The 17,554-nt window shown below is 50.3% G+C and carries 15 protein-coding genes; 11 read left to right on the top strand and 4 right to left on the bottom strand.

Annotated elements, in window-relative coordinates:
- Nucleotides 1–71: 71 nt before the first annotated feature.
- Complete coding sequence (gene mqnE, locus MHI45_RS12615) at nucleotides 72–1,178, bottom strand: aminofutalosine synthase MqnE (RefSeq protein WP_038596132.1); 1,107 nt, start codon at nucleotides 1,176–1,178, stop codon at nucleotides 72–74.
- Between the two features lie 351 nt (nucleotides 1,179–1,529).
- Here mqnE and MHI45_RS12610 point away from each other — a divergent pair, with 351 nt between their 5' ends.
- From MHI45_RS12610 to MHI45_RS12595, 4 genes are all read left to right on the top strand, one after another.
- Complete coding sequence (locus MHI45_RS12610; protein ID WP_038596130.1) at nucleotides 1,530–1,889, top strand: HesB/IscA family protein; 360 nt, start codon at nucleotides 1,530–1,532, stop codon at nucleotides 1,887–1,889.
- Between the two features lie 17 nt (nucleotides 1,890–1,906).
- Nucleotides 1,907–2,134 (top strand): hypothetical protein, encoded by a 228-nt coding sequence (locus tag MHI45_RS12605; protein WP_076112516.1) that lies wholly within the window; start codon nucleotides 1,907–1,909, stop codon nucleotides 2,132–2,134.
- A gap of 144 nt (nucleotides 2,135–2,278) precedes the next feature.
- A complete protein-coding gene (locus tag MHI45_RS12600) occupies nucleotides 2,279–2,587 on the top strand; it encodes a GNAT family N-acetyltransferase (RefSeq protein WP_052092294.1) in 309 nt (102 codons plus the stop codon).
- Between the two features lie 15 nt (nucleotides 2,588–2,602).
- Nucleotides 2,603–2,806, top strand: coding sequence for a DUF4177 domain-containing protein (locus MHI45_RS12595; RefSeq protein WP_076112515.1), 204 nt, complete (start codon nucleotides 2,603–2,605; stop codon nucleotides 2,804–2,806).
- A gap of 399 nt (nucleotides 2,807–3,205) precedes the next feature.
- Here the strand turns inward: MHI45_RS12595 and MHI45_RS12590 are convergent, their stop codons facing one another.
- Complete coding sequence (locus MHI45_RS12590) at nucleotides 3,206–3,415, bottom strand: hypothetical protein (RefSeq protein WP_341119094.1); 210 nt, start codon at nucleotides 3,413–3,415, stop codon at nucleotides 3,206–3,208.
- 312 nt (nucleotides 3,416–3,727) lie between these two features.
- On the opposite strand from MHI45_RS12590, the gene MHI45_RS12585 reads away from it, so the two are divergent.
- Both MHI45_RS12585 and MHI45_RS12580 read left to right on the top strand, forming a co-directional pair.
- Complete coding sequence (locus tag MHI45_RS12585; protein WP_341119093.1) at nucleotides 3,728–4,390, top strand: YheC/YheD family protein; 663 nt, start codon at nucleotides 3,728–3,730, stop codon at nucleotides 4,388–4,390.
- Between the two features lie 325 nt (nucleotides 4,391–4,715).
- Nucleotides 4,716–4,859, top strand: coding sequence for a sporulation histidine kinase inhibitor Sda (locus MHI45_RS12580; protein ID WP_076112513.1), 144 nt, complete (start codon nucleotides 4,716–4,718; stop codon nucleotides 4,857–4,859).
- 131 nt (nucleotides 4,860–4,990) lie between these two features.
- On the opposite strand, the gene MHI45_RS12575 is transcribed toward MHI45_RS12580, so the two are convergent.
- Entirely contained in the window at nucleotides 4,991–5,965 is a 975-nt protein-coding gene (locus MHI45_RS12575; protein WP_156131039.1) for an NAD(P)/FAD-dependent oxidoreductase, read from the bottom strand.
- Nucleotides 5,966–6,293: 328 nt separating this feature from the next.
- On the opposite strand from MHI45_RS12575, the gene MHI45_RS12570 reads away from it, so the two are divergent.
- The 3 genes from MHI45_RS12570 to MHI45_RS12560 all read left to right on the top strand — a co-directional run bounded on the left by MHI45_RS12570 (nucleotide 6,294) and on the right by MHI45_RS12560 (nucleotide 14,353).
- Complete coding sequence (locus MHI45_RS12570; RefSeq protein WP_038596116.1) at nucleotides 6,294–7,487, top strand: NAD(P)/FAD-dependent oxidoreductase; 1,194 nt, start codon at nucleotides 6,294–6,296, stop codon at nucleotides 7,485–7,487.
- Between the two features lies 1 nt (nucleotide 7,488).
- The gene (locus tag MHI45_RS12565) at nucleotides 7,489–7,737 is read left to right on the top strand and encodes a hypothetical protein (protein ID WP_038596114.1); all 249 of its coding nucleotides are present in this window, start codon (nucleotides 7,489–7,491) and stop codon (nucleotides 7,735–7,737) included.
- 202 nt (nucleotides 7,738–7,939) lie between these two features.
- Entirely contained in the window at nucleotides 7,940–14,353 is a 6,414-nt protein-coding gene (locus MHI45_RS12560) for a phosphodiester glycosidase family protein (RefSeq protein WP_341119092.1), read from the top strand.
- 122 nt (nucleotides 14,354–14,475) lie between these two features.
- On the opposite strand, the gene hemQ is transcribed toward MHI45_RS12560, so the two are convergent.
- A complete protein-coding gene (hemQ, locus tag MHI45_RS12555; protein WP_340896717.1) occupies nucleotides 14,476–15,234 on the bottom strand; it encodes a hydrogen peroxide-dependent heme synthase in 759 nt (252 codons plus the stop codon).
- 257 nt (nucleotides 15,235–15,491) lie between these two features.
- Between hemQ and MHI45_RS12550 the strand changes: the two genes are divergently transcribed.
- Both MHI45_RS12550 and MHI45_RS12545 read left to right on the top strand, forming a co-directional pair.
- Nucleotides 15,492–15,788 (top strand): YuiB family protein, encoded by a 297-nt coding sequence (locus tag MHI45_RS12550; RefSeq protein WP_038596106.1) that lies wholly within the window; start codon nucleotides 15,492–15,494, stop codon nucleotides 15,786–15,788.
- A 203-nt stretch (nucleotides 15,789–15,991) separates the two neighbouring features.
- Nucleotides 15,992–17,533: a DnaD domain protein gene (locus tag MHI45_RS12545; protein WP_038596104.1), complete on the top strand. Its 1,542-nt coding sequence runs from the start codon at nucleotides 15,992–15,994 to the stop codon at nucleotides 17,531–17,533.
- Nucleotides 17,534–17,554 lie beyond the last annotated feature (21 nt).

Below are 17,554 nucleotides of genomic sequence, written 5' to 3'. Positions count from 1 at the left end.
TCCTTTCGAGTAGTGCTCAAATATGGTTTTTGCAGCAGCGAAGGATAATTCCGGCTAACTCAGTCGTTTAATTATTCGTAAACCTTAATTTCATTGTAGAAGGTATCCCGTTCAACCGGAATCCGTCCGGCGCCTTTTACGAGCCAGATCAATTCTTCGCGTGTCAGACCTTCAGGAGTTAAAGCACCCGCGGCGTGACTGATCCGTTCTTTTAGGATCGTGCCATGCACGTCGGAAGCTCCGAAGCTTAGGGCAACCTGAGTCAGCTGCGCGCCAATATTAATGAAGTAAGCTTTAATATGGTCAATATTATCCAGCATCAAACGGCTGATCGCAATTGTCTTAAGATCTTCGTACGCGGAGTTGCGGCGCATAATCCCGGCGTTTTTGTTCTTGGGCTGCATGGACAACGGGATAAATACCATAAATCCGTTCGTTTCATCCTGCAGCTCGCGGATTTGCAGCATATGGCGGATGCGGTCCTCGTGCGATTCGATGGAGCCGTAGAGCATGGTGGTGTGCGTCTTCATGCCCATCTGATGGGCAACCCGGTGCACTTCCAGATACTCTTCGACGTTTGCTTTATCAACGCGCATTTTTTTACGGTATTGATCAGAGAGAATTTCAGCTCCGCCTCCGGTAAGCGATTGGAGTCCGGCTGCGCGCAGCTGCTCCAGTACTTCACGGATGCTGAGTCCGCTGATCCGGGTGAAGAAGTCAATTTCCGCCGCAGTATAAGCTTTTAAGGTAACTTCAGGAAACCGCTCATGCAGAGCTTTCAGCGAATCAACGTAATATTGGAAGGGCACCTTATCATTATGGCCGCCGACAATATGGAATTCGCGTACGCCGGGATGAATATGCTGTTCGACATATTGCACCATTTCCTGACCGGAAAGGGTATAAGCGCCTTCTTCTCCGTCATCCTTGCGGAAATTGCAGAATGCACAGTGGGATTCGCAAACATTGGTGAAATAAAGGCTCATATTTTCGATAAAATATACCTTGTTTCCATTCTTGCGCTGGTTGACTTCATTAGCCAGCTGGCCGATCGTGAGCAAATCGTTGCTCTCATATAAATAAACGCCGTCTTCCAAATTTAATCGTTCTCCGCCGCGAACCTTTTCGATAATGTTCGCCATTCTGGCGTCTGTGTGGGGTGTGATAAGAGTAGACATATGATTTCCTCCTGAAGGTTTGGCGAGGTGAATGCACCCGCAGAATCGTAACCGGAAATTACTAAAACACGCGTTGTCCAGCGTAAAAAATGGAGGCTTTGATGGCCTCCGTGACAATTTTCCGAATTTTTACGTATATTACTTCCCCTATTATAAACCTCTCTCCAAGGGTGAGCAACCGCTGAGACTTGAAGTATAGAGCGGATAAATCGTATCCAATGCAGCAGATATGACTTGAGGGCATGGGAAGAGTGAGGTATACTTAATTTAATATAGAAAATTACTTTTGGCCGGAAGGCTGTCATAGCATAAGAAGCGGATAGGCTAACAAACTTTCAGGAGGTTGAGATCATGATTACAATTAGTGAAACAGCTGCAGAACAACTCAAGACAATGCTGGCTGAGCAGGAGCTGCCCAACATGTTCCTTCGCCTTGGCGTAACACCGGGGGGCTGCAGCGGGTTCTCCTACGCCATGGGCTTTGACGATAACGAGAGCGAGCAGGATGTCTACCTGGATGTCGCTGATCTCAAGGTAGTTGTAAGTAAAGACGACATCCGTTATCTCAACGGTCTTGAGATTGACTTCGAAGAATCCGGCATGACCGGCGGATTCACCATTAATAACCCGAATGCCACCGCCACCTGCGGCTGCGGTTCCTCCTTCCGTACGAAGGACGATGCCGGCAAGCCTGCAGCTGAGCCTTGCTGAATGGGAAGGGCCATTTAGTGTCAAAGATACTGAAAGAGGCGTTAATATACGCTTTGATATTTATAACTATTCCAACAGTAATCAATCTTATCTTCACACCGGAAGATGTTGCAGGACTTTTTGATTACGGCTTTTGGGTAGGCACAGGACTTTTCCTGACAGCTTTTTTTATTGTTTTTGTACTGGTTTTCTTGGTGCTTTTGCTAAAACGTACTTTTCGCAAATCGCCAGAGAAACGTTTGTAACACCCTTCATGACGTGCAGAATGAGACTTCAAGGTTAATCGCCTTGGAGTCTTTTTGTATTTCCAATATTTAGTGTGCCTGATATACTGGAGCATAAATGAACCATACGGCACATTACTATCGATATTAAGGAAGTGATCTGAATTGATCATTGAAACACAACGGCTGATGATCAGGGAATTTTCGCCCGGGGATTGTGCAGCGGTTCACAGCTACGCATCGGACCCAAGGGTAGTAGAGCATATGATGTGGGGGCCCAACACGGAAGAGGAAACAAGAGCCTATCTTCATTTAACAATCAGCCAGCAGCATCAGGAACCGCGTAAAGTTTTTGAATTTGCAGTGGTTCTGAAAGAGACCAACCAGCTGATTGGCGGCTGCGGAATTCATACGCCTGAGCAGGGCCAGGGAGAGATAGGTTATTGCTTTAATTCCCGGTATTGGGGGCAGTGAGAAAGGAGCGGACACATGGAGCGATGGGAATACAAAACAATTAAATTTAAGACCGGCGGATTTTGGGGCGGCAGAGTTGATAATTCGGAATTTCAGGATGAGCTGAATTTTTATGGTAAGGAGGGCTGGGAGCTTGTATCCTGTTTTGACACCAGCCAGGCGCAGGGGGCTTCCAAAGATGTCATTGTTGTCTTTAAGAGAAAGCTGATTGGGTCGTAAAGTACGGGAATGAGGTTGAACCCTCTCTTGCAGCGATATTGCCCATTACCTGCCCGTCATAGCAATTGCTTCTATATAAGTTGAACTAAAGAACTACCTAGAGGCAAAAGCAGCGGAGGGGGATTTTGGAACTGGAGGAACGGTAGTGTCCGCCTTTGTCTTCGGATTTCTACCGCTAAATAGCGGTTAAAATCAAGAAATCCGAAGACAACAGCGGCCGGAAGTCCAAATATTCACCGCAGTTGCGTTCTATGCCGGCTTGGTAAGTCTAAAGTTCAACTTATATATATAAGTAGTTAATAGATCTCAGCGAATGAAGCTGTCCATCTGCACAAGCCATCCTCTCACTCCTTCATAGAGTATAGTATCTGCAATGAAGGAGTGAAACGATCGCCGCAATCAGGCCGGAAGGATAAACTTGAAGTTAATCATAAACACGATTAAAGCGGCGGCCCCCATGGAGAAGGCGATACAACTGGCGCCAAGCACTCTGCGGCGGTCTTTTATAAACTTGAAGCCGAGCGCGCAGACAAGGACGGTGGTACCCGCCAATACAACAGACATGCCAACCATAGCCACCCAATACAATACCTCGAACAATTGTGCCACTAAGGATCCCTCCTCTTACCGCAATAATACAATGAATTTTAAGATTATTCCAGTTAGTCTGCAGAGACTCTATATCAAATCAATTCTATTGAATCGTCAAAATAACCGCGCTGTTGCCGTCGAAAAAATGATTGTCGGATGATGCGGATGAATACAGCGCAGTGCGGATAAAGTCCCAGGACATACGGCCCCGGAGCCATATGCCCTTTTTTGCTGCGAACGCCTTCTTACACGGACAATCATACAGGAAGGCGGGGCCGCTCCTGAGTAATGTATAGGGTAGGCTGGGAATGCGAAAGGAGCGGGATTAAAATGGCGGGAAGACAACTGGCCAGCAAATGGCTGAAGACCGAAGCGCTGCTTAGCGATGCGCGGGTTGCCGGTTACATTCCGAGAACAAGGGAATACAGTGCTGCCGGGCTGCTTAAAATGCTGAGAAGTTATGGGAATGTTGTGATTAAACCTGTCGTAGGCGGCGGGGGTTACGGGGTAATTAAAGTGTTTCTGGACGGGCGTGGGTATGGCTTCACATATATGGACAAAACACGCGTGTTCCGGGATTTCTCTTCCATGAGGCAGGCGCTCGAGCGTGTGAAGGTAAGACGAAAATATTTGATGCAGCAGGGCATCTCACTGGCCCGGATTGCCGGGCGACCGATTGATTACCGGGTTAAGGTAGTAAAGAACGGAGCCCGTTGGGAGTTTCGCTCCATGGTGGGAAGATTAGCTCGTCCGGGGCTGTTCGTGACCAACCTGTGCAAGGGCGGAACGATGATGAGCTGCCGTGAAGGGCTGAGAAAATCGTTGCCCCGCAACAGAACGGCCACCAAAAAAGCGGAGATGCGGCGTCTAACCTTGGTATGTACAGAGCTGATGGAACGTCATTTTCCGGGAATAGGCGAGTTGGGCTTTGATTATGCTATAGATAATTCGGGGAAAATTTGGATTCTGGAAGTAAATACAAGACCACAATAAATAAACATTATTTTAAGAATTGACGATAGTAATAGTAATAAGATAGAATAGCGTTTAGTTATGCCGCTTATGAGGTAATATGAGGTAATAAATGTTAAATATTTGAACATAACAAAAATATTTTTGCTGAATATTCTGTGGTTTGTTCCTGTGCATAACTATTATCCCCATAGTCCACTGCGCAGCATGGGCCTTCGCAACCCTTACTCACATATTATGCACAGGATTTCCACAGTTGGCTGTGGATAATGAGAACGCTTGTTCGAAAAATGATAGTTTGCTATGATAGATTCAGATCCAAATAAAGGAAAGGTAGGTGAACGTTATGGTTGAATTGTCGGATGAGATGTTGTTGGACTCTTATCAGAGAGCTATAGAGCTCCAATTAGAGCATGATTTCATCGCTCTTTTACTCGCTGAAATTCGCAAACGGAACTTACACTCTCCAGTACATGCGGTTCTACATTAAAGATCATAGACTATTTCTGCAGCAGCTGCTTATCTTTAACCGCAAGCGGCACTAAATAGGGTATCTTTTCAAGTTGAAGTGGAATCAACCTGAAAGGATACCCTTTTATTGTGAAAGTATTGGCAGTTGGCTTAAAGCTTAAGATTGCTGCTATGTCCCGGTGAAAGCTTGGCTTCAGGGTCGATATATACCTTGGCATTGTTCACAGCGGTAGGCGCCTCGCCGAATCCTACAGCGATCAGCTTCAGCTTGCCCGGATAGGTGGTAATATCGCCGGCAGCGAAGATTCCCGGAATGCTTGTTTCCATACGCGAGTCAACAACGATGGAGTTGCTCTCAATGTTAATGCCCCATTCAGCGATAGGTCCAAGAGAAGAAACGAAGCCGAAATTGACGATTACGCTGTCGACTTCAATTTCCTGTGTTTCTTTGGTCTTAATATGGGACAAGGTGACCTTGGTAATAAATTCTTCACCATGCAGCTCTGTGATCTCCGAAGGGGTAATTACCTTCACCTTGGAGGCCATGAGATTCTCTACACTGTGCTCGTGGGCGCGGAATTTATCGCGGCGGTGAATCAGGGTTACCTGCTCGGCGATCGGTTCCAGCATAAGTGCCCAGTCCACTGCGGAATCCCCGCCGCCGCTGATCAGCACCTTCTTGCCTTTGAATGCATTCAAATCGTTTACAAAATAATGCAGATTGGCTTTCTCAAAACGCTGTGCATCTGCTACCTCCAGGCGACGCGGTTCAAACGCGCCTACGCCGGCGGTAATGATGACAGCCTTGCTATGGTATTCCGCTTTATCGGTAGTGACGACGAAATGGCGTTCGTCACGTTTCTCGACAGATACGACCTTTTCTTCCAAACAGATGTTAGACTGGAACAGGTCCATTTGCCGTGAAAGGTTGTCAACCAGTTCCTGTCCGGTAACTTTGGGGAATCCTGCCACATCGTAAATATATTTTTCGGGATAAAGAGCAGCGAGCTGCCCTCCCAATTGGGGCATACTTTCAATAAGGGTTACTGATGCCTGACGCATTCCGCCGTAGAAGGCAGCAAACATGCCGGCCGGACCGCCGCCTATAATTAGAAGGTCGCTCATAGGAACGCCGGATTGCTCTAATGTCACGTAATATTACACCTCCGAGTTGATATATTCAATTTGCCATACTAGTGTACTTACTCATTATAAACATTGTGGGACCACCCTGCAAAGGCTTTAAATGACCTAAAAATTGTGACGTTTTTTCGCATGATAATATTTGATTAAAACGGTACTAAGGTTTACAATGGATATGGTTATTTTAGAAATCCTTTAAGTTTAATTGGAAATTCTTCTGAATTTAAGTGTATAAATTCACAAAAGAACGCTAAATATTTTTACAAAAAATAACACATAGACAGATTTACCTGTTGGAAGGAGCCGGAACATGAGCAGTATTCCAAAAATCGTTATCCTAGGCGCGGGATATGGAGGTATTTTAACTGCCCAGCGGCTGCAAAAGGCTTTGAATTACAATGAAGCCGATGTGACGCTAGTTAACCGACATGAGTATCACTATTTCACTACCCACCTGCATATGCCTGCTGCGGGAACGGACAGCATTGAACATACACGCGTATCTATCTCCAAACTGATTGATGAATTCAAGATTGATCTCGTGAAATCTTCCGTGCAGGAAATCCGTACCCAACAGAAAAAAGTCATTCTCGAGGACGGTACGCTCTCGTATGATTACCTTGTGATCGCGCTAGGCGGCGAGCCTGAAACGTTCGGCATTCCGGGACTTGATAAATATGCTCTTACTATTCGCAGCATCAATTCGGTACGGCTGATCCGCGAGCATATCGAATATCAATTTGCCAAATACAAGAATGAGAACAATGCACAGGAGCATATCAATTTCGTTGTGGGCGGCGCGGGTTTCAGCGGCATCGAATTTGTAGCTGAGCTGGCTGACCGTATCCCTGCGCTGTGCAAAGAATATGATGTAGATCCTAGTATGGTGAATATCTACAACGTGGAAGCGGCACCGACGGCGCTGCCGGGCTTTGCCCCTGAGCTGGTTGAGCATGCGATGACGGTGCTTACGAAGAAGGGCGTAACCTTCAAGATCGGAGTAGCTATTAAGGAATGTCTGCCGAATGGCGTTATTCTCGCAACCGGCGAGGAAATCAAGGCTTCCACAATCGTCTGGACCGGCGGAATCCGCGGCAACCGGCTGATCGAAGCTGCCGGTTTTGAAGCGATGCGCGGACGTGTGAAGATAGATGAATATCTGCGCGCACCGGGACATGAGAATATCTTTATTATTGGCGACGGCTCCCTGATGATTAATCCGGAAGGACGCCCTTATCCGCCGACGGCACAAATTGCCATGCAGCAGGGCGAATGTTGCGCATTTAACCTGGTGGCGGCGATCCGCAGCCAGCAGCCGAAGAAGTTCTCCTTCAGCAACAAAGGCACCGTAGCCTCCCTTGGAAAAGGACAAGGTATTGCCGTTGTAGGCGATAAGACATACAAAGGCTGGACCGCGGCGCAGCTGAAGAAGGTTGTGGATATGCGTTACCTGTTCATTATCGGCGGCATCCCTCTGGTACTCAAAAAAGGAAGATTCCTTTAAGATGCGCCACTGCAGCGTGCAAGTTCGCGGACTGTTGACGCGTGAAGAGCTGGACCGTTATAACGGCCTGATTGAGGCCGGCTCCTATCTCGAGGATCAAAGCCGGTATGATCTGGCTTATCATGTCCAGAAGGAAATTGATGTGCTCATTCTCCCGGCAATCGAACGCCTGAAGGATAAGGGCCGGGCCCGCGACCGGGCAACGGCTGAATATCTGGAGAGCTTACGGGAAGATGACACGGACGAATAGCAACAAGCCTAATATGAAACGGAAAGCTTCCGGTGACGGGGAGCTTTTCGTTTTTTTTTCTGCGCACTAACAGATTCATGCCAGTGTTAACAATACAACCTACCCTATTTTATTCTCTCCTGATGTTCAGCACATAAGATGTACCCTATGAGATTGTCCAAATTTAGACAAAATGCGACAACCACTGGGAGGGTATAACGAAGTGCAAAAACATCTGCGAAAGTTCAATCCGGCAATCATTTTTCTGTTGCTCTTATCTATGTTTCAGCCAGGTGCAATGGCGAATGCCGCAATTGCTGAACTGCCAGCCAGCGAATACGGCACGGTTATGGATATGCGCAAGACGGAGTTGGCACCGGGTGCGATCTATACCTGGATGGATATAAAAGATGAAAGAGGACGGCAAAAAGTACATACTGTGGAGTTCAATCCGCAGAATACAGGCCTGCAGCTGCGGGCCGGAACGAAAAACGGCAAGGTATACGGAATGCAGGGTGTAACAGGTATGGCAACATATGCGGATGCACCGGGAAACCGTGTAATTGCAGGCATTAACGGTGATTTCTATGAAATATCCGGCTATGCCACCGGTGTTCCGAATGGCCTGTTTATGGATGAGGGGGTTATTCTGAACAGCGGAGGATCATATGCTTTTGGGTTAAAAGCGGATGGCACCTCTATTTATGGACAGCCGGAGCTGTCTATGAGCGTGACGGTGAACGGGAAAACAAAGCCGTTGAACAGTATCAACCGTTACCGGAATACGGATCAGCTCGTACTCTATACGAAGGATTACAACAGCTCAACGAAATCAACTGCTGATGGCGATGAAATCGTACTGGATATCGCTGAGGGCGAAGTCAAAAGCGGACAAACCCTGAAGCTGAAGGTATCGGAGGTCCGGACAAGCCAAGGTGATACTCCGCTTGCCCAAGGCAAGGTGGTGCTGTCCGCGCATGGCGCCTCCAGGTCCGTATTGCAAGGATTGGCACCCGGAGATGAGGTCACTGCCGCATTTGCACTGAAGGGAGAATGGAAGGATGTCGCACTGGCAATCGGCGGGCAGGGACCGCTAATCAAAGACGGGGTTGTACAAACGGGCGTCGGGCCGGCAGGAGTGCATCCGCGGACAGCCATTGGTACGAAAGCAGACGGCAGCGTGGTGCTTTTTGAAATTGACGGCCGTTCTCCCGGGTTCAGCGAAGGGGTGGAAACAGAGGAACTGGCAAAAATCCTGAAGGATCTTGGCGTCGTATACGCCATGAATCTGGATGGGGGAGGATCTTCGACCTTTGTGGCGAGAATGCCGGGGACGAACGGAGTCAAGATGCTGAATCAGGGGTCGGACGGCTTTGAACGGCAGACCGGCAACGGATTGCTGCTCGTCAACACCGCTCCTGAATTGACTATGGCCTCGAAGCTTGCGATCCAGCCGAATGCTGAGAGGATTTTGAAAGGTTCCAGCTTTACCTTCACTGCTGCAGGCATGGATGAAAATGGCCACCCTGCTGCGTACACGGGGGCGCTGAATTGGCAAGTTGATCCGGTTCTGGGGACTATAAATGAACAGGGTGTCTTTACTGCCGGCTCTACAGCCGGAGTAGGCAAAATTAGTGCGGGAGCCGGGAATGCGCAGGGAGAAGGCGAGATTGAAGTCGTCGAAACGCTGACGGAGCTGGAATTCCCCGATGAAATCAAGACATACACATCCGGCCAGTCCGCTCAGTTATCGGTAAAGGCGCTGCGGGGCGGACAGACTATCCAGGCTGACAACCATAGCTTTGAGTGGCGTGTGGAAGGTGAAATTGGCACGGTGGATAAGAACGGGTGGTTTCAGGCAAGCAATGAGAACGGAAAAAACGGTAGGATTTACGTGAAATATGGCAGTGTGGAAACCTCCTTTGAAGTGAATGTCGGTTTGCCGCCTGTTATGCTGGAGAATTTTGAAGCGGGGATCGGTAAATATAAGGCAGCCAGTGCGGCAGCCAACAGCGTAACGCTGGAGGAAGTGACAGATCAGGACTTTATCCGCAGCGGAGACAGGGCGCTGAAGCTGGAATATGATTTTATTGGAAAAACAGGCACCTCAGGAGCTTATGTCGCGGCAACGTCGACAGAGAACCGGATTCAGATACCGGGTTATCCGGAGAAAATCAGTATGTGGATCTATGGAGACGGGCAGAAGCACTGGCTGCGCGGCCAGATCCGCGACGGCAACAATGCGGCGGTTCCGGTAGATTACACTGATCAGGTGAACGGTGTGAATTGGACAGGCTGGAAATATGTCGAAGTGGCGGTGCCTAAAGGTAAAACAACCCCGTTGTCGATGGATATGCCTGTCCGTTATATGGAGACCAGCAATCTGAAAAAAACAAAGGGTGCCATTTATGTGGATGATATCCGCGCCCTCTATGGCCCCTTGGAAGAAGACCAAACACCGCCGGTCATTAAAAATGAGTATCCTGGCGCTAATGAGATGGTCAAGACGGCAACGCCGGCCCTTTCGGTGAACGGAGAGGATGCCGGCTACGATCCGGTTGCGCATCCGGGAACTACTTTAATCGATGCCTCGAAAGTGCGGTTATTTATTGACGACCAGCTCGTAGAGCACGGCTTCTATCCTCCGAAGGGACAAATTACGTACAAGCCCAAGCTTCCGCTTGCGGAAGGCCGGCATAAGGTGAAGCTTGCGATCCGCGACCTCAGCGGCAATCAGACGATTAAGGAATGGTATTTCACAGTGAATCTGGGATCTCCCTTCTATAAATATGTCACCCCTGAGGTTGTATACGCCGGGAATACCTACACTGTGGATATAACGGCGGAGAAGGCGGATAAGCTGAAGGAGGGTTCAGTTGCTTTTGCCTTTGACCCTGCGGCTGTCCGCGATCTGAAAGTAATAGCAGGCAGCAAGCTGACAGAAGGCCAGCTCGAACCGGTTATCGACGCGGCCAAGGGTACAGTGCTGCTGAAATTGAACCGAATCCATGAAGCAGGGCTTGAAGACAGCGACCTTCTGGGTCAGATTCAATATACGGTCCGCAATGATTATATCGGGCCTTATACATTGGAACAGCTTGGAGGACAGCTTAGCAAACCGCTGACCATTGAGAATACCTCCGGCTCTGTCACCTCGACAGAGGGCAGCGGAACGGCGATCAGCTTCATTGGTGCTTCACTTGAAAGTACAGTGATGACCCAGCTTAAGCTGGCCTGGAATCATTATGAGATCGCCAAAGGCCTGGCGGCTTCCTTCTCGGTAAGTGAAATGGAGGGGGGATCGGCCTTCCAGGGAGCCAAACTGCTGATCGACGGTGTTGAAGCAGAGGGAGTATCCAGTGCGGACGGGCTGCTGACCACGAAGTCCGCTACTGTAGCGGAAGGGACGTTCAAGCTGCAGGCGGTAAAAGGCAACGCCTATAGTCCGGTGATGACGTTTAAGGTAGCGCCTTATGACGGCACGGCAGCCCCGCGCAACATCAATGTGACCATGGGTGAGGATGCCGATACCAGCCGGCGTTTTGCCTGGCAGACTCAGCCGCAGACAGAGGGCAGTGTAGTTGAATTGGTCAAGCAAGCTGAGTTCACCGGCTTCGAGGACAGCAAGGTGCTCAGAATTGAAGGCGCGAGCACCATCTACAACAGCAATAACGACGGAACGATGCGCGTGCATAAAGCGGAAGCGGCTAATCTTGAACCGGGAACGGCTTATGTATACCGGGTGGGGGACGGAGCGGCGAATGTAAGTGCCCAGGGTACATTTGTAACGAGCGGTGGAGACCGTGAAGCCACCAAGTTCCTTTTCATTGGAGATTCGCAGGCGGATTCGCAGGCAGGCTTCGAGCTATGGAAGAATACTGCGCAGCAGGCTTTCCAGTACATGCCGGATGCGGAAATGCTTGTGCATGCAGGAGATATGGTCGACAAGGGCTTCGAGCAGGAGCAGTGGAACTGGTGGTTCGGAGCTGCACAGGAACAGCTAATGCACACTTCGCTTGTGCCGATTATCGGTAACCATGAAGTGATGGGCACGAACGGTGACGGGGATTATCTGGCCCAGTTCAATAACCCGCAGAACGGTGCGGCGGGAGTTAAGGGAACAAATTTTTCATTTGATATCAAAGACACCCATTTTGTGGTGATGAACACGGAGCATGGCGAGGCGGAGTATAAGGAGCAGGCCCAGTGGCTCGATCAGGATCTGTCAGCCACGGACAAGAAGTGGAAGATCATTTTCTTCCATCAGGGACCTTACGGCAGCATCTATGCCAATGAACGGGTGCAGCAGGTCTGGGTGCCGGTATTTGACAAGCATAAAGTAGATCTCGTAATGAACGGACATGATCACATCTATATGCGCTCCTATCCGATGAACGGAGGGCAGCGGGTTGCCGAAGGCGAGGGCACCCGGTATGTCATCGGCGGATCATCCGGTCCCAAATTCTATGCGCTGACCGAAAGGTTCTGGCAGGAGAAAATTTATGACGAGGACGAGCAAATCTTTACTGCGGTTGAAATAAAAAATGACGGGATTACCGTCACTGCCCGAACGGTTGACGGACAGGAGATTGATCAACTGGTCATTGCCAAAGTGGCTCCGGAATCCGTTACACTGGACCGTACGGAAGCATTGCTTGAGCCTGGACAAAGTATGCAGCTGCATGCGCAGGTGCTTCCTGCCAATGCCTCCAAGGTAAAAATCCATTGGTCTGTTGTTTCCGAACAGCCGGAGAACACGGTAACGGTTAATACTTACGGATTAGTGACCGCCCTTAAGCCGGGGACGGCAGTCGTAAGGGCAGCCGTTGAAGGCTACCCTGCTATATATGCGGAGAGCAAGATAGATGTGGATGCTCTGGAGTCGCTCTCTCTGCAAGGCAAGCAAGTATTACGGGCGGGAGATACCGATCAGACGGTAACTGAAGCTGTGTATGCCTCCGGAAAGCGGATAGCCGTAGTTGAAGGGCTGAGTTATTCCAGCCAGAATACTGATGTGGCCACGGTTGACGATCGAGGACAGGTTGAGGCGCATGCTGTTGGTTCAACTGTGATCTCGGTAACGTACAGAGAACTGGCCGCCCAGTATAAGCTTACGGTGTCAACGGACGGTGCGCCAGTGTTGACCGGTCTGGAGATCGAAGGCCCGGAAACCCTGGAACAGGGAAGCAAGGGCGTTGCTGTAGTTCAAGCCGTGTACAGTGACGGCAGCCTTGTGAAGCTGGCCAAGGGGGTTCTGTTCGAAACCTCCGATCCTAAAGTGGCGGAGATTAGCGAGACTGGGGAAATACACGCGCTAAGTGCAGGAACGGTAAAAGTCCGTGGGGAGTATAACGGGATGAGTGCAGAGTACGGGCTGGTGGTGACTGCTGCCGGACAAGAGCCGACGCCAGTACCAACGCCGACACCGACGCCAACACCAACACCGAGCTCACCCCCGGCACCTGGCGGGGTAATCTCTCCTACTCCTTCTCCGACAGCTGCGGCAACGCCGGAACCTGGAATCGTGGAGATTGCAGCTGCCCGGTTATCCGGAGAGCGGAATGCGCAAGGGGAGGTTGTAATTACAGCCGATCGGGCCTGGACGGAATTGATCCTGCCAGGGAATGCCGGCGAGTTGCTTGGCAAGGCTCCGCTTAGAATCCAATCGGCCGGCTTGTCCGTGGTGATTCCTGCCGGAGTGCTCGCCGAATTAAGCAGCAAGGTACCGGAAGGCGCAATCCCTGGCAGCACCATCTCATTGGCTGCTGAAACAGTTGGCAGCGACTCCGCTGAGGCCTTGATCAACCGTGCAGCGCAAATGTCGGGAGCACGGCTGGAAGCGGCAAGTGAAGTGAGAGAATGGAAGCTTAGCCTTACAACAAAGCAGGGTCAGGAATTTGTCTTATCGCAATTTGCACAACCGGTTACTATTGCTTATGAGGTTATTCCACAGGGGAATAAAGAGCTGCTCGGTATTTACTATATTGGAGAAGACGGGGCGCTTGCGTATGCCGGCGGTAGATGGACCGAAGGCAGACTGAGCGCAGCCGTGAGCCATTTCAGTAAATATGCCGTTCTGCAATACGACAAAAGCTTTAGTGATTTGCCTGCAGAGCACTGGGCATCCGGCGCAGTGAAGCAGTTGTCTGCCAAGCAGCTTGTGCAGGGAGTGTCTAGAGAACGGTTCGATCCGAACCGGGCGGTTACCCGCGCAGAGTTCACAGCAATGCTGGTACGTTCACTGGGACTCAGCGGACATACGGCTACAGGGTTTGCCGATGTGCAGCCGGACAAGTGGTATGCGGAGGCAATTTCTGCGGCGCAGCAGGCCGGAATTGTGAACGGTTTGTCGGGTTCCGCATTTGGGCCGGAAGCTGAAATTACCCGTCAGGAAATGGCAGTTATGCTCATTCGCGCTTACGGGTATGCGGCGGAGACGCAGGTGACCACAGCCTCAGCTGCAGCAGCTTTTGCCGATACAACAGACGCTCCGCAATGGGCCAGGACGGCTATTGAAGAGGCCGTGCGCCTAGGTCTCTTGCAGGGGCGTGCCGCAGGACGCTTTGAGCCGAAGCAGAACGGTACACGTGCCGAAAGTGCACAAATGATTGTGAATCTGCTCCAGTATATGAAATAGGCAGTAACGGAAAGCATACAAACAAACAGACCGCAGCGGTTAGGCTGCGGTCTGTTTGTTTGTATCTATGAACCCGGCATAAAAGCCATGATATGAAATACAGTGTGCGGCTGTCCGCGGGATTACAGCTTCAGCATCTCTTCGAAGCTCTCCGGAGTCAGCAGATTGCCGACATAGAAAGGGCCGAATTCGCCGTAGCGGGCGCTGACTTCATCGAAACGCATTTCGTAGACCAGCTTCTTGAACTGGAGCGCGTCCTCGGCGAACAGTGTAACGCCCCATTCCCAATCATCAAAACCGACGGAGCCGGTAATAATCTGTTTTACCTTGCCGGCGTAACCGCGTCCGATTAGGCCGTGGGAATACATAAGCTCACGGCGTTTCTCCATATCGAGCATGTACCAGTTGTCAGCAAGCTCGCGTTTCTTGTTCATCGGATAGAAGCAGATATGTTTGGCTTGCGGCAGAATCGGCTTCAGGCGGGCGGCCACATGCGGATTCAGCATGGGATCACTGCCATCCCCGGCGCTTCCGCCGGCAGCATAGTTGCTAAGTTCAACAATACTGACGTAAGAGTAGGACTTGGTGGTATATTGGGCAAAGGCGATTTTGTTGAAGGCGGTCTCAAGGCTATTCAAAGCTTCCAGGCTTTCGCGCAGAAACATCATCACGAAATCAGCCTTCTGGCCGACAATGGCGTATACGGTGGAGCTTCCTTCCTTGGCTTCTTCAACCGGGCCCCATTCCTGCATAAAAGCATGCAGCTCCTCGAGGGCAACGGCACGCTCTTCATCATCGGCAGCCGTCCAGGCCGTCCAGTTCAGCGAGCGGAAGTCATGTAGTGCATACCAGCCTTCCAGTGTCAAAGCGGCTTCGTTCATGTTCTCACTCCTTAAAAGTAGAAATAACTTTGCTTAAAACCAGCTTCGAAAGCATACGCTTCTATGTATGATCCGATTGATCTATTTGCATTGTATCGCATGCGGGAGGCCCAGAGCAAACCCTGACACCGGCATTTGAGTTGAATGGAGTGTGAGCTGCAATAATGTTCATTGCTTCGTTACATTTTTTCTAGTAAACTTACTATTAATTAAGGCTTAGTGTGCGGTTCTTTATAGAGAGAGGGGATGGCGGTACGATGGGATTTATTCCTGTGTTGGTTCTGGCCGTTTTATTCTTTGTCATGATGTTCGGCATTGGCTTTATCCTCAATATGTTAATGAAGACCACCTGGTTTCCCGCATATCTGTTCGTGATTGTCATTCTGCCGATCGTAATTTATTCCATCTGGGATAGAAGCGCCATGACGCTCTGGGAGCATTTGTCCACCTTTCATATTGTGGATTATCTTACGGGGATTGCCGGACTTGCGGGTGCGGTGCTCAGCGGCTGGACGATCCAGAAACTGCGGCTTGGCGGCTATAAAATGTTCTGATAAAGATTTGCATCATACAGAAACGGCTGCACTCAGGCCGTTTTTTTCTTTTTTGCCCGCTATCGCCAGCAAGTGTTCATAAGGGGCCGATAATGCGGCGAAATGCGCCTTATTTGGTTCTTTTTTTACATTTCCGGCCGGGTGTTTTGTGATAGAATAGAAATCTATATGAATTCGTGTAGAAAAGGGGGAGGTATCCGCAGATGCGTATGAGCAACTTGCATCATTTCACCGAACATCATCGGTACTGCGTTTCCCGCGAATTCGGTCTAAGCAGTGTGGATGGACGTATGCTGGGTTCGGTCTATCAGCCGATGGTCGGAGCCTTTGCAATCAGCCTTTACAGGCTGCTGTTTGAACATATTCCGGCTGAAGCAATCGGCTACTCCACAGTGGAGCAGCAGCGCAGGCTGTTTATGACGCTTGGAGTTGAACCGAATGAGAAGGGCCGCAAATATTTAGTGGATCAGGCTTCCCGGCTGGAAGCGGTGGGGCTGCTTCAGACCTGCCGGATCTATGTCGGGGAAACCGAGGATTATATGTATGAATACGAGCTGCTGCCGCCGCTGTCGCCGGCTGACTTTTTTGCAACTCAGCATTTGACGCTGCTCCTGCGGGACAAGATCGGCAAATTCGCTGTGCTGTCGCTGCGCGAGCAGTTCTGGAACCGCGAGCCGGAGGAATGGAGCCGCCGGTCGATTGGCAAAGAGAATATTTCACTGCCCTTTTATGATATCTTTCAATTGAATACCCATGTGATAGATTATGAGCTGGAGCAGGCGCTGGCCGAGGTAGCTACAGTCCGCCAGCCGGGGACGCGCGAAAGCGGCGAGCCGGCCATCGGCTACAGCGATATTATTTTGCGGTTCCCCAGGGAATCGGTCAACCGGGTTCATGTTGAGAAGCTGCGTTTTGATCATACCCAGATGGGTGTCATTAATTATGTGGCCCATAAGTATGAGCTGAGTCCCCAGGATTTAAGCCGCCTGCTGGATGAGGACGGGGTCTTTACGCCTGACGGCGAGGTCATTCTTGATACGCTGCAATACAAGGCGAGCCAGCATTTCCGCCAGGATATGAAGCGGCAGGAGAAACGGGAGATCGCTGCGGCCAAGGTAGTCTCGCTGCGCTCAGCTGCGGCTGAGGAAGGCGATGATTCCATTGCTCCGCCGGAGCAGTCGGTTGAGATGGAATATTATGTGGAGGTTCCTCCGCAATTCATGTCCAAATGCGATATTCACCAATATAATATGATGCTGCGCAACGAGCCTTATACACGGCTGCTGCAAACCTTTTTTCCGGGTGCGGTGCCGGGCCAGCTGATGGATATTTTTGAGAAAATAGATCTGAACTACAAACTCAGCGGTGAAGTCATCAATGTGCTGATTCATTATCTGATGACGATGGTTGCTTCGGGCGGCGATCAGCGGATGAACCGCAATTTCGTTGAGGCAATCGCCTCCAATATGCTGGTGAAGCAGGTGAACACGTACGAGAAGGCGGTGCGCTACATCCGTGACCAGTCGAAGGTCAAGGGCAAAGGAGCGGCATCCGGCTCCACCGGCGCGTCCGGAACACGCCAGCGTTCTTATGCGAAGAACGGGCGCTCCGCCAAGCCGGAAATTCCAATGGTGCTTGATGACGGCAGTGCCGGAACCGTATCGGAAGAGGAATTCGCGGCGATGATGAAGAAAGCGGCCGAGATTAAGGCCAGTAAGAAAAAGGGCGTTTCGAAGACGCCGTAAAGAAAGCGAGGTGCGGAAATG

The organism is Paenibacillus sp. FSL H3-0321 (assembly GCF_038002865.1).
In the GTDB taxonomy this organism is placed as follows: Bacteria; Bacillota; Bacilli; order Paenibacillales; family Paenibacillaceae; genus Paenibacillus_AQ.
This window is presented reverse-complemented; position numbering and strand designations above follow the sequence as displayed.